This is a genomic window from Citrobacter pasteurii, assembly GCF_019047765.1.
GTDB classification, from domain to species: Bacteria; Pseudomonadota; Gammaproteobacteria; order Enterobacterales; family Enterobacteriaceae; genus Citrobacter; species Citrobacter pasteurii.
Genome location: NZ_CP077262.1, coordinates 2,766,390 through 2,779,283 on the forward strand (window position 1 = coordinate 2,766,390; position 12,894 = coordinate 2,779,283).

Sequence of the window (12,894 nt, forward strand, 5' to 3'; positions counted from 1 at the left end):
ATGTCTATGGAAACGCAGGACATCATCAAAAGGTCCGCAACAAACTCCATCACGCCGCCACCTCAGGCCCGTGATTACAAAGCCGAAGTCGCGAAACTGATCGACGTTTCCACCTGTATAGGCTGTAAAGCCTGTCAGGTGGCCTGCTCAGAGTGGAATGATATCCGCGATGAAGTGGGTCATTGCGTCGGGGTGTATGACAACCCCGCCGATCTCAGCGCTAAGTCCTGGACGGTCATGCGGTTTACCGAAACCGAACAGAACGGCAAGCTGGAGTGGTTGATTCGTAAAGACGGTTGTATGCACTGTGAAGATCCGGGCTGCCTGAAGGCATGCCCGTCTGCCGGGGCAATCATCCAGTACGCCAACGGGATTGTTGATTTCCAGTCAGAGCATTGCATTGGTTGCGGGTACTGTATTGCTGGGTGTCCATTTAATATTCCGCGCCTCAATAAAGAGGATAACCGCGTGTATAAATGTACGCTGTGTGTGGATCGCGTCAGCGTTGGGCAGGAACCTGCCTGCGTGAAGACCTGTCCAACCGGGGCAATACATTTCGGCACTAAGCAGGAAATGCTGGAAATGGGCGAGCAGCGAGTGGCAAAACTGAAAGCACGTGGTTATGAATATGCCGGTCTCTATAACCCGGAAGGTGTGGGAGGCACGCACGTCATGTACGTTCTGCATCATGCCAACCAGCCGGAGCTGTATCACGGTCTGCCGAAAGAGCCTAAGATCGATACCTCGATCAATCTGTGGAAAGGGGCGCTGAAACCGCTGGCTGCTGCCGGATTTATCGCCACCTTCGCCGGGCTGATTTACCACTACATTGGCATCGGCCCGAATAAGGAAGTGGACGACGACGAGGAGGATCATCATGAGTAAGTCGAAAATGATTGTGCGCACGAAATTTATCGACCGCGCCTGTCACTGGACGGTGGTGATCTGCTTCTTCCTGGTGGCGCTGTCGGGGATTTCGTTTTTCTTCCCGACCCTGCAATGGCTGACGCAAACTTTCGGTACGCCGCAGATGGGGCGTATTCTGCACCCCTTCTTTGGTTTGCTGATCTTCGTCGCGCTGATGTTCATGTTTGTGCGCTTTGTTCACCACAACATCCCGGATAAGAAAGATATTCCGTGGCTGAAAAACATTGTGGAAGTGCTGAAGGGCAATGAACACAAAGTGGCGGATGTCGGTAAGTACAATGCCGGTCAGAAAATGATGTTCTGGTCGATCATGAGCATGATTTTCGTGCTGCTGATTACCGGCATTATTATCTGGCGTCCATACTTTGCGCAGTTCTTCCCGATGCAGGTTGTACGCTACAGCCTGTTAATCCATGCTGCGGCGGGCATTATTCTGATGCACGCGATCCTCATCCATATGTATATGGCATTTTGGGTGAAAGGATCAATTAAAGGCATGGTTGAAGGGAAAGTGAGCCGTCGCTGGGCGAAGAAACACCACCCGCGCTGGTATCGCGATGTTGAAAAGCTGGAAGCAAAGAAAGAGAGTGAAGAAGGGGTTAAGTAAACCTGATGCATTCTGACAACAATGGCGCTGCGGATGTAGCGCCATTTTTTTTGCCAAAAAAACGTCATGTTTCTGTCATCTGGTAAACGTAAGGTGTTGTCTTTCCAATAAGAGAAGAGTTAAAAGACAATGCATCTGGTGAAAAAATTACTCGCAGTCAGCGTATTTCTCTGTGCGTCCGTTCAGGCGCAGAATATCCTCGAATTTCCGCAGCCGGAGAATAACCCGGAAGAGTTTTATGCCGTGACTGAAATCCCGGCAGGCGGGATCATAAAATATGAAACCGATGCGAAAACCGGCTTTATCGTCGCCGATCGCTTCCAGTCGATGCCGGTTGCCTATCCGGCAAACTACGGCTCATTGACCCAGTCCCTGGCAGGTGACGGTGACCCGCTGGATGTGATTTTCTATACCCGGGCACCGCTGGCCCCGGGAACGCTGATCAAGTTGCGCGCGATTGGCGTGCTGAAGATGATCGATGGCGGGGAAAAGGACGATAAAATTGTCGCCGTGCCAGCCAGCAAAATTGACCCCACCTATGACGACATCAAAGAGTTGAGCGATTTGCCAAAGATCGAAGTGCAACGACTGGAGTCGTTTTTCCGCGTGTACAAAGAGTTGCCGGAAGGACGTAAGAAAGTAGAGTTAGATGGCTTTAACGATGCGGCCACAGCGAAACAAGAGATCAAGCAGGCATGGGATGCCTGGAAAGAAAAACAGCCGAAGCAGTAAATGAAATGCCGGATGGCAGGCCTACACGCGCATTTTGCTGATGTAGGCCGGATAGGCTTGCGCCATCCGGCAATAGAGATTACTCCAGTTGTGAGTTCAGCCGCTCAATCTCCTTACGCCATTGCGCCTGCAACAGCGGCTTTTGATGTTTCGGCTTGCGGGCGAGATCGTCGGCCAGACGTTGCTCCAGCTCGAGGAGTTGCTCCAGCCATCCATCGCTGTCACCGCGTATTTCGGCTCTCGCTTCGACCACCGTTTTGGGAACGCTCATCTCCTCAGACGTTTCCCGAATACGATCGTTGATCGCGTCCAGATCGTGCCATTCGCTAAGTTCGCCATTATCGATAAACCAGAACCGATTACAGCTTTGGCTGATAAGCTGACGGTCATGGCTGACCAGCAGCACGCCGCCGCTGAAACTTTGTAGCGTCTGCGCCAGCGCTTCTTTACCTTCCATATCCAGATGATTGGTTGGTTCATCGAGCATCAGCAGGCTGTAGCGCGCAAGCGTAAGCCCGACAAACAGCAGCCGGGAGCGCTCTCCGCCGCTTAATGTACTGACCCTCTGCCCATGACGAATCCACGGGAAGCCCGCGCTTATCAGCGCCATCTTGCGAACATCAGGCTGCGGAGCAAACGGTTCGAGCGTATCAAACAACGTGTCGTCATCTGAGAGCTGGTGTAGCGTCTGATCGTAATACCCCAGTGTGACGCGAGGGTGCAACACCAGTGAACGCGATGCCATTTGCGACTGATACTGCTGCCAGATAAGCCGTAGCAGCGATGATTTCCCGCAACCATTGCGCCCAACAATTGCCACCCGGTCGCCACTTTTTATCCTGATCCCGGCGATGGAAAATAGCGTCGCGGCATCAGGGGCTGGTGCGACCGACAGGTTTGTCATTTCCAGCAGACGGTCGGCACGCAGGGCATCACCCTGCAATGTTAGTGTCCACTGACTTCCTGCAGTCACTTCCGTCTGAACATCCTTCAGGCGCTGCACCTGCTTTTCCATCTGCTTCGCTTTGCGGGACAAATCTTCGTTGTCGTAGACCCGCCCCCAGGTTGCCAGTCGTTTGGCACTGGCGGTAACGCGATCAATCTCCTTTTGTTCCGCCTTATAGCGCAGTGCATCGCTGGCATCTCTCTCAACCAGAGCCTGACGAGCGGCGCTGCAGGGAAGATCAAAAGCGTACAGTGTGCGATCGCGCAGGATCCAGGTTCCCTGCGTGACGGCATCAAGCAGTTGTGGATCATGGGACACCACCACGAAGCTGCCAGACCAGTTCTGTAAGAACTGCTCCAGCCACAGCAATGTCGGCAAATCCAGATGGTTACCCGGTTCATCCAGCAGCAGCAGGTCAGGATTACGCATCAGCGCCCGCGCTAATAGCAAACGTGTGTGCTGGCCACCGCTCAACGTTTGCGCTGTCAGAGATAAATTCTCTGGCGTGAAACCCATTTCGGCAAGCAGTGCTTCAACCCGCCATTGTTGAGCCGCACGCTCATGCTCAGGAAGTTGAGCGAGAACGGCTTCCTGCAGCGTAAGAGGCAGTATATCGTCAGGTAGATGTTGTTCTACACGCGCGAGATGGCAGTGATTCGCCTGTGCAATGGTGCCACTGGTGGGGGCGATTGTGCCATCAAGCAGTTTTAACAGCGTACTTTTTCCGCAGCCGTTGTAACCGATTAGCCCAATGCGGTCGCCTTTTTTCAGGGTAAAAGAGAGATCGTCGAACAGGGTGCCGACTGCCGTATCAACGTGTAAGGATTGTGCGGTTAGTAATGTGCTCATTGTTGCTTACTCAAGAGTTACAGGCGTAAAAACGCCTCGTCAAACATCGCTGACGATAACCCGGTAAGCCCGAGAGAAGGGGATTTAGACGTTAGCTTCGCTCAAGCAGAAGTTATCGCAGCACGATACCGATAACGCTTGAGCACTGGCGATCGCCAAAAGCATGTGAAACGATAAAACGTTCACAGTACAGCATGAGTATCCTCCTTTTATTTTTCCCGAATGTTAATCAATGGTGAAAGTGTAATCGCAAGTTACTGGATTGCGCAAGTGTTGAACACCCGGCGGCAGTGCACCGCCGGGCAAACCGTCAAATGGAAGTACGACGGTAGTCGCGATATTCCGCCTGCCAGAAATTCTCGTCGATTGCCTGTTGCAGCGCTTCGGCTGACGTTTTCACCGCCATGCCTTGCTGCTGGGCCATTTTACCGACGGCAAACGCAATGGCGCGGGACACGGTCTGAATGTCTTTCAGTTCCGGTAACACCAGTCCTTCTCCGTTGAGCACCAGCGGTGAATACTGTGCCAGCGTTTCACTGGCCGACATCAGCATTTCATCGGTGATGCGCGAGGCGCCAGACGCAATCACGCCGAGGCCAATACCCGGGAAGATGTACGCGTTATTACACTGGGCGATAGGGTAAGTTTTCTCTTTCCACACTACCGGTGCGAACGGACTACCAGTCGCAACCAGTGCGTTACCTTCGGTCCAGGCGATAATATCCTGCGGCGTGGCTTCTACGCGGGAAGTCGGGTTAGACAGCGGCATAACGATCGGACGCGGACAATGCTTGTGCATTTCGCGAATGATCTCTTCGGTAAACAGGCCAACCTGTCCGGAAACGCCGATCAGGATGTCCGGCTTGACGTTGCGAACAACATCGAGCAGAGACAGCACATCTTCTTGCGTATCCCAGTGCTGAAGATTTTCGCGTTTTTGCACCAGTTTGGTCTGGAAAGAGAGCAGGTTGGGCATTTTATCGGTTAACAGGCCGAAGCGATCGACCATGAACACGCGTTGACGCGCAGCTTCTTCGCTTAAACCTTCACGCTGGATTTGCGCGATGATCTGCTCGGCAATCCCGCAACCAGCGGAACCTGCCCCGAGGAAGACGATGTTCTGCTCGCTCAACTGGCTACCCGCCGCACGGCTGGCCGCAATCAACGTACCGACGGTAACCGCAGCGGTGCCCTGAATATCATCGTTGAACGAGCAAATTTCATCACGATAACGGGTCAGTAGCGGCATGGCGTTTTTCTGCGCGAAATCTTCAAACTGCAACAGTACGTCTGGCCAACGATGCTTCACGGCCTGGATGAATTCATCAACAAATTCGTAGTATTCATCATCGGTGATGCGCGGATTACGCCAACCCATGTACAGCGGATCGTTCAGCAATTGCTGGTTGTTGGTCCCGACGTCAAGTACCACCGGCAAGGTGTAAGCCGGGCTAATCCCGCCACACGCGGTATACAGCGACAGTTTACCGATTGGAATACCCATCCCGCCGATCCCCTGATCGCCAAGACCCAAAATACGTTCCCCATCGGTGACGACGATGACCTTGATATTGTGGTTAGGAACGTTTTGCAGGATATCGTCCATATTGTGGCGGTTCTGATAAGAGATAAACACGCCGCGGGCGCGACGATAGATCTCAGAGAAACGCTCACAGGCCGCGCCTACCGTTGGGGTATAAATAACCGGCATCATCTCATCAAGGTGATTATGCACCAGTCGATAAAACAGGGTTTCGTTAGTGTCCTGGATGTTGCGCAGGTAAATATGTTTATCGATTTCGGTTTTGAAGCCCTGATATTGGATCCAGGCACGTTCAGCCTGTTCTTCAATCGTCTCGACCACTTCCGGCAGTAACCCCAGCAGGTTGAAGTTACGGCGTTCTTCCACACTGAAAGCGCTCCCTTTATTCAGTAGAGGGAATTCCAGCAGTACCGGGCCAGCGTAAGGGATGTAAAGGGAACGCAGTTTTTTAGTTTCGTTTTCCATGTCACTCACTCTTTTTTGAATAACCGTCCCTGGCACTCTTATGATCGTATAGGGCCTGTCCGCCAGGGAAACGGGCGAAGTATAAAGCATTGTGAATAGGTTAAGGGGTTTTATAAGCAAAAACACCACTGCGGTTGCAATGGTGTTTATCTCGTTAATCAGTATGTCGTGCGGGAAACTACTTGCTGTCAGCGCGGCGTTTTCTTCCGGTAGGATTGTTGACCACGCTGGATTTGTCGCCTTCGGTCACGACTTTACGTTGATTGGAGATTTTGTGGTCCAGTCCAAGAATATGACGGGCCTGACGGTTCGATTTCATTCTAACTCCTTAATCCTGTTACTGGTTTCAAGGGCGAGCCCGCGTAAGAACGGACGAAATACAACCTGACAAAAAGCCGATGAGTAAACTAACGGCTCTCTGGATGGTCGGTCATTTTATCTGAAAGGTCAATGCGTAAGCAGTAAATGCAGAACTTTCAATTAAGGAGCATGCATTTCCCCATGAGGCCTATACTTGTTACTCCGATGACAACACAGGAGAGCGGTAATGACTATCCATAAGAAAGGTCAGGCACACTGGGAAGGCGACATCAAACGGGGTAAAGGGACCGTGTCGACAGAAAGTGGCGTACTTAACCAGCAACCGTATGGATTTAATACACGTTTTGAAGGCGTCAAAGGCACTAACCCTGAAGAGTTGATTGGCGCGGCCCATGCAGCCTGTTTCTCGATGGCGCTTTCGCTCATGCTGGGTGAAGCAGGTTTTACGCCAGATGCCATTGATACTACAGCCGACGTTTCTCTGGATAAAGTGGATGCCGGGTTTGCTATCACCAAAGTGGCGTTGCACAGCCAGGTGAGTGTCCCGGGGATAGATGCCGCCACATTTGACGGGATCATCCAGAAAGCGAAAGCTGGTTGCCCGGTATCGCAAGTGCTGAACGCGGAAATTACACTAGATTATCAACTGAAGTCTTAATGAGTATGTGCCGGATACGACGGGGTCTTATCCGGCCAATGTCACTATTGCGCTACCCAGCCGCCATCCATATTCCACGCGACGCCGCGCACCTGCGCCGCGCCGTCTGAGCACAGAAACAGCGCCAGCTCACCTAATTGTTCCGGCGTAACGAATTCGCGCGACGGTTGCTTTTCCGCCAGCAGAGCGTCACGCGCCGCATCGGGTTCAGCCCCTTCGGCAATACGTTTGTCAATCTGCTGCTGGACCAGCGGGGTCAATACCCAGCCGGGACACAGTGCATTACAGGTGATTCCCGTCTGCGCGGTTTCCAGCGCGATAGTTTTGGTTAAACCCACCACGCCATGCTTGGCTGCCACATAAGCGGATTTGTCTTTTGACGCCACCAGGCCGTGAACAGAGGCGATATTAACGATGCGTCCCCAGTTACGCGTACGCATGCCGGGAAGCGCCAGGCGTGTGGTATGAAAAACAGAAGAGAGGTTAATGGCGATAATCGCGTTCCACTTATCAACCGGAAAAGTCTCTACAGGTGAAACATGCTGGATCCCGGCGTTGTTGACCAGAATATCCACACCACCGAATTCGCTTTCGGCATAACGCATCATGTCAGCGATTTGCGCTTCATCGCTTAGGTCAGCGCCATGATAGCCTGGCGTTTTGCCATATTGCGCAACGGCATCTTTGGCGGCATCGACATCACCAAATCCGTTGAGGATCAGCGTCGCGCCCGCCTGCGCCAGCACCTGCGCGATGCCTAATCCGATACCGCTGGTAGAGCCGGTAACCAGGGCAACTTTTCCCGTTAAGTTCATGATGATTCTCCTTAAACAATTCCGGTGGTGTAGAAAACGCCGATGACAAACAGTACGGCCAGACTTTTAATGATGGTAATGGCGAAAATCCCGCCATACGCCTGACGATGACTGAGGCCGGTAATGGCCAGCAGGGTAATTACCGCCCCGTTATGCGGCAGCGTGTCCATACCACCACTGGCCATTGATGCCACGCGGTGGAAGACTTCAAGTGGAATATTGGCGGCATGCGCGGCAGCAATAAACGTATCAGACATCGCCGCGAGCGCAATACTCATCCCGCCGGATGCCGAGCCGGTGATCCCCGCGAGCGTAGTAATGCTGATCGCTTCATTGAGTAACGGATCGGGAATGGCCGCCAGTGCTTTTGACAACACCAGGAATCCTGGCAGGGCGGCGATAACCGCGCCAAAACCGTATTCTGATGCGGTATTCATCGCTGCGAGGATAGCGCCGCCAACCGCCGTTCTGCTGCCTTCCGCCAGGCGACCTTTGATGTTGCGATAGCCGAACACCACCACCAGCAAGATCCCAGAGATCAACGCAGCTTCTACCGCCCAAATAGCCGTAATTTTCCCCACTTCAGTGGTAATCGGTTTGGCAAGACCCGGAAGCTCCAGTTGATGCGTGGCGCCATACCATTGTGGGATCCAGCGGGTAAACAGCAGGTTAAACACACCCACCAGGATCAGCGGCGAGATGGCAATAATCGGGTTTGGCAGGTTAATGTTATCCGGCGTTTCCGGCTCATTTAACAGCTCAGTGCCATAGCCCTCATTTTTAGCCTGTGCTTTCCGGCGCTGGCGCTCGAGATACACCAGGCCAACAAAGATAATAAATAGCGAGCCAATCAGCCCCAGCCACGGCGCGGCCCAGGCGTTAGTCCCAAAGAAGCTGGTCGGAATAATATTCTGGATCTGCGGCGTGCCGGGTAGGGCATCCATGGTGAAAGAGAATGCCCCCAGCGCCACGGTTGCCGGGATCAAACGTTTGGGAATATTACTTTGCCGGAACAGCTCAGCCGCGAACGGATACACCGCAAACGCCACCACGAACAGTGACACGCCGCCGTAGGTCAGGAGAGCACATACCAGCACAATGACCGGGATGGCATGACGTCGCCCGAGAATATTAATGGCAGCAGCAACGATCGAGCGAGAAAAACCGGATAGTTCAATTAACTTGCCAAACACCGCTCCCAGCAAGAATACCGGGAAGTAAAGCTTCACAAAACCGACCATTTTTTCCATAAACAGGCCGGTGAAGGCAGGGCCAACGGCGCTGGGTTCGGTCAGCAATACAGCACCTAATGCCGCGATGGGGGCAAACAGGATAACGCTGTATCCGCGATAGGCTGCCAGCATCAGCAAGCCCAGCGCTGCCAGGGCGATTAATACACTCATCATGACTCCTTATTATTATAGTGGGGTACAGAAAGAGACGTTATGGCTTCAGGGCAAAGCGCAGTTGATGTTCACGGCGTTGCTGGATGTATTCCTTGCGCGAATCATCCCAGCGATAAAAGCCCTGACCACTGCGTAAGCCGATGTCGCCGTTGGCAACCTTGTCAGCAACAAGTGACATCATGTCGCTACCGGTTGCCAGTTCCGGGAGCAGATGTCGACAAATGTCCTGCACCGTAGAAAGTCCGGTCATATCTGCCGCCTCCAGCGGACCGACCATCGCATAGCGGCGACCGAGCGAGGCACGCATGACCTGATCCACCACCTCTGCGCTGGCGATACCGCTTTTTACGATATGTAATGCTTCACGCAGCAGCGCAAATTGCAGGCGATTACCGACAAACCCTGGTGCGGCGCGGTCAAGCACGACGGCTTCAAGTTGCATCGAGAGCAGCAGCTGTTGCAGCTCTCGCAGATATTCCGCTTTGGTGGCCGTGCCGGGGACAATTTCGACCAGCGGAATAAAATGCGGCGGGTGCCAGAAATGGGCGATGAGCAGCCGCTCAGGATGGGCGAGCTTTTCTGCCAGCGCATCAGGCGGCAGGCCGCTGGTATTGCTGGCAATGACGGCCTCCGGCGAGATCAGTTCTTCCAGTTGCGCATACAACGCGTGCTTGAGCTCGAGCCGCTCCGGGATGGCTTCAATCAGTAACCCGCACGTGGCAATATCTTGTAGCGAGGTCGTGCCGTGCAAACGACTCACAACCTGTTCTTTTTCGTTTGCGGCAAACTGTTCGGTGGTAATCAGTTCATGCAAAATACCGCTGGCAACGGCGCTAATTTCTGCAATTCGGTCGCTATCGGTGTCATACAGCCAGACATCGTGACCATAACGGGCGAAGTGGGTGGCAATACCGACGCCCATTAAACCCGCGCCCAGTACGCAGATAGGTTTACTTTGCATCAGAGACCTCCTGCAAACGCTCTACCGCCAGTGCGACGCCCTGACCGCCGCCTACGCACAGCGTAGCCAGCCCTTTGGTCGCGTTACTGCGAGCCATTTCATGCAGCAGCGTCACCAGGATTCGGCAACCTGATGCGCCGATGGGGTGGCCCAGCGCAATCGCGCCGCCGTTTACGTTCACCCGGTCGCAGTCCCAATTCAGGGATTCGCCAACCGCCAGCGCTTGTGCGGCAAAGGCTTCGTTGGCCTCAATGAGATCGACATCATTCAACGTCCAGCCCGCTCGCTTCAGGCACTGGAGCGAGGCCTCTACCGGTCCAATGCCCATAATGGCCGGGTCGACACCGGAAACGGCGTAACCCGCGACCCGGGCCAGTATCGGCAGGTTGAGCATTGCGGCTTTGGTAGCGCTCATCAGCATCACCGCCGCCGCGCCGTCGTTGATTGATGAGGCGTTCCCGGCGGTGACCGTACCATTACCTGGGCGAAACGCTGGCTTGAGCTGCGCCAGCTTCTCGGCCTGAGTATCCGGGCGAGGCTGTTCGTCATGGTTCATGACGCGCGGCGGTTTTTTACCCTGCGGAACGCTGACCGGCGTGATTTCTGCCATAAACCGACCGGCTTCCATGGCGGCAGCCGCTTTTTGCTGGGAGCGCAGGGCAAAGGCATCCTGTTGTTCGCGGCTGATAACAAACTTATCTGCCAGATTTTCAGCAGTAATGCCCATGTGGTAGTCGTTAAACGCATCCCACAACCCGTCGTGTACCACGTTGTCTTTCAGACTGGCATGCCCCAGACGCAGACCCGAGCGTGCGCCGTCGAGAAAATAGGGCGCATTGCTCATGCTTTCCTGACCTCCGGCAATGACGATGTCCGCATCACCACACCGGATAGCCTGCACCGCCTGTTGCACCGCCTTCAGGCCCGAGCCGCACACCAGATTAATGGTTAACGCCGGCGTGGTTGCCGGCAGTCCTGCGCGTAACGCCGTTTGTCTGGCCGGATTCTGGCCGCAACCTGCCGTCAGAACCTGACCTAAGATCACTTCATCAATTTGCTCAGGCGCCAGGTTGGTTTTTTCCAATAGCGAACGGATCACCATTGAGCCTAACTCAACGGCGGAAAGCGGTGCCAACGCGCCATGAAAACTGCCAATCGGGGTGCGCGTTGCGGCGACAATAACAACATCCTGCATGGTCAGCTCCTCAGTTGAATTGCATTTCGGGGACGTTTCCGGGAACGATCAGCTTGCCGGCTGTTCTGGCGACAATCTCATCCACGCTGATGCCCGGCGCACGCTCACGCAGAATGAACGCGCCATCGGCGATCTCCAGTAGCGCCAGATCGGTAAGCACGCGTTTAATGCAGGCCACGCCGGTTAATGGCAGGGTGCAGGCGGGGAGCAGCTTGGACTCACCGTTTTTGGACGCATGCGTCATCACCACAATGATGTTGTCAGCCCCGGCCACCAGATCCATTGCGCCGCCCATGCCTTTGACCATCTTTCCGGGGATCATCCACGACGCAATGTTGCCATTGGTGTCCACCTCAAATGCGCCAAGCACCGTCAGATCAACGTGACCACCACGGATCATGGCGAAGGATTGCGCCGAGTCGAAAATCGCCGCGCCTTTACGTGCCGTCACGGTCTGTTTCCCGGCGTTGATCATGTCAGCATCAATTTCATCTTCCGTGGGGAACGGACCCATACCCAGCAAACCGTTTTCTGATTGCAACATGACGTCCATGCCATCTGGAATGTAGTTCGCCACCAGAGTGGGAATACCAATCCCAAGGTTGACGTAATAACCATCGCGCAGTTCGCGAGCGACACGCATTGCCATTTGTTCACGTGTTAACATGGTCAGGCTCCTTTCTGGCGCAGGGTGCGTTGTTCAATGCGTTTTTCAAACTGCCCCTGAATGATGCGGTTTACGAAAATTCCGGGGGTGTGAATTGCGGCGGGATCCAGCTCGCCGGGAGGGACAATTTCTTCGACTTCCACGACGGTAATACGTCCGGCGGCGGCCATCAGTGGATTAAAGTTCTGTGCGGTGTGGCGATAAATAACATTGCCGTACCAGTCAGCTTTCCAGCCTTTAACCAGCGCAAAATCACCGGTAATCGCCTGCTCCATAATGTAAGGACGGCCGTTAAATTCACGCACCTCTTTGCCTTCGGCGACGGGTGTACCGTATCCCGTGGCGGTGAAAAACGCCGGGATCCCTGCGCCACCGGCACGTAACTGCTCAGCCAGCGTGCCCTGTGGGGTCAGAATGGCTTCCAGTTCACCGCTCAGTACCTGCTTTTCAAACAGCGCATTTTCGCCAACATAGGACGCCACCACTTTACGTACCTGACGTGTTTCCAGCAGCACACCAAGGCCAAAACCATCCACGCCGCAGTTGTTTGAGACGACGGTCAGTCCCTGAACCTCTCGACGGCGTACTTCGGCAATCAGGTTTTCAGGAATGCCGCATAAGCCAAAACCGCCCGCCAGCAGCGTCATATTGTCGGTCAGCCCTGCCAACGCCTGTTGATACGTGGCGACCCGTTTATCCAGTCCAGCCATACACTTGTCCCTCCAGTTGTCCTTGCCGACATCATTGGGGGTGAAAAATGATTTGTTAATTTTAAATTTGTGACTCACTCATTGGGTTTTTT

The 12,894-nt window shown here is 54.0% G+C and carries 13 protein-coding genes; 4 read left to right on the top strand and 9 right to left on the bottom strand.

Annotated features, from left to right (window positions below; translation table 11 throughout):
- The 3 genes from fdnH (at position 1) to I6L54_RS13525 (ending at position 2,266) form a co-directional block, all read left to right on the top strand.
- Complete coding sequence (gene fdnH / locus I6L54_RS13515; RefSeq protein WP_005126801.1) at positions 1-885, top strand: formate dehydrogenase N subunit beta; 885 nt, start codon at positions 1-3, stop codon at positions 883-885.
- Positions 878-1,534 (top strand): formate dehydrogenase-N subunit gamma, encoded by a 657-nt coding sequence (gene fdnI / locus I6L54_RS13520; RefSeq protein WP_040231043.1) that lies wholly within the window; start codon positions 878-880, stop codon positions 1,532-1,534. The genes fdnH and fdnI overlap by 8 nt, the downstream gene beginning before the upstream one ends.
- A gap of 129 nt (positions 1,535-1,663) precedes the next feature.
- Positions 1,664-2,266, top strand: coding sequence for an inorganic diphosphatase (locus I6L54_RS13525; RefSeq protein WP_005126803.1), 603 nt, complete (start codon positions 1,664-1,666; stop codon positions 2,264-2,266).
- A 79-nt stretch (positions 2,267-2,345) separates the two neighbouring features.
- Here I6L54_RS13525 and I6L54_RS13530 read toward each other — a convergent pair whose 3' ends face one another.
- The 3 genes from I6L54_RS13530 to sra all read right to left on the bottom strand — a co-directional run bounded on the left by I6L54_RS13530 (position 2,346) and on the right by sra (position 6,388).
- Positions 2,346-4,061 (bottom strand): ABC-F family ATP-binding cassette domain-containing protein, encoded by a 1,716-nt coding sequence (locus tag I6L54_RS13530; RefSeq protein WP_040231044.1) that lies wholly within the window; start codon positions 4,059-4,061, stop codon positions 2,346-2,348.
- 310 nt (positions 4,062-4,371) lie between these two features.
- The gene (gene maeA / locus I6L54_RS13535) at positions 4,372-6,069 is read right to left on the bottom strand and encodes a malate dehydrogenase (protein ID WP_005126805.1); all 1,698 of its coding nucleotides are present in this window, start codon (positions 6,067-6,069) and stop codon (positions 4,372-4,374) included.
- 178 nt (positions 6,070-6,247) lie between these two features.
- Positions 6,248-6,388: a stationary-phase-induced ribosome-associated protein gene (gene sra, locus I6L54_RS13540; protein ID WP_005126806.1), complete on the bottom strand. Its 141-nt coding sequence runs from the start codon at positions 6,386-6,388 to the stop codon at positions 6,248-6,250.
- A gap of 228 nt (positions 6,389-6,616) precedes the next feature.
- Between sra and I6L54_RS13545 the strand changes: the two genes are divergently transcribed.
- Complete coding sequence (locus tag I6L54_RS13545; protein WP_005126807.1) at positions 6,617-7,048, top strand: OsmC family protein; 432 nt, start codon at positions 6,617-6,619, stop codon at positions 7,046-7,048.
- A 44-nt stretch (positions 7,049-7,092) separates the two neighbouring features.
- Here the strand turns inward: I6L54_RS13545 and I6L54_RS13550 are convergent, their stop codons facing one another.
- Genes I6L54_RS13550 through I6L54_RS13575 form a run of 6 tightly spaced genes read right to left on the bottom strand, consistent with a single transcriptional unit; the run spans position 7,093 to position 12,802 of the window.
- Positions 7,093-7,863, bottom strand: a complete 771-nt coding sequence (locus I6L54_RS13550) for a 3-hydroxybutyrate dehydrogenase (RefSeq protein ID WP_040231045.1) — start codon at positions 7,861-7,863, stop codon at positions 7,093-7,095.
- 11 nt (positions 7,864-7,874) lie between these two features.
- On the bottom strand, positions 7,875-9,269 hold the full coding sequence (locus I6L54_RS13555) for a GntP family permease (RefSeq protein ID WP_209442482.1): 1,395 nt from the start codon (positions 9,267-9,269) through the stop codon (positions 7,875-7,877).
- A gap of 37 nt (positions 9,270-9,306) precedes the next feature.
- On the bottom strand, positions 9,307-10,230 hold the full coding sequence (locus tag I6L54_RS13560; RefSeq protein WP_040231048.1) for a 3-hydroxyacyl-CoA dehydrogenase family protein: 924 nt from the start codon (positions 10,228-10,230) through the stop codon (positions 9,307-9,309).
- The gene (locus I6L54_RS13565; protein ID WP_040231049.1) at positions 10,220-11,425 is read right to left on the bottom strand and encodes an acetyl-CoA C-acetyltransferase; all 1,206 of its coding nucleotides are present in this window, start codon (positions 11,423-11,425) and stop codon (positions 10,220-10,222) included. Before I6L54_RS13565 ends, I6L54_RS13560 begins: the two co-directional genes overlap by 11 nt.
- A 10-nt stretch (positions 11,426-11,435) precedes the next feature.
- Entirely contained in the window at positions 11,436-12,092 is a 657-nt protein-coding gene (locus I6L54_RS13570) for a CoA transferase subunit B (RefSeq protein WP_005122642.1), read from the bottom strand.
- Positions 12,093-12,094: 2 nt separating this feature from the next.
- Entirely contained in the window at positions 12,095-12,802 is a 708-nt protein-coding gene (locus I6L54_RS13575; protein ID WP_005122644.1) for a CoA transferase subunit A, read from the bottom strand.
- Positions 12,803-12,894: the final 92 nt, after the last annotated feature.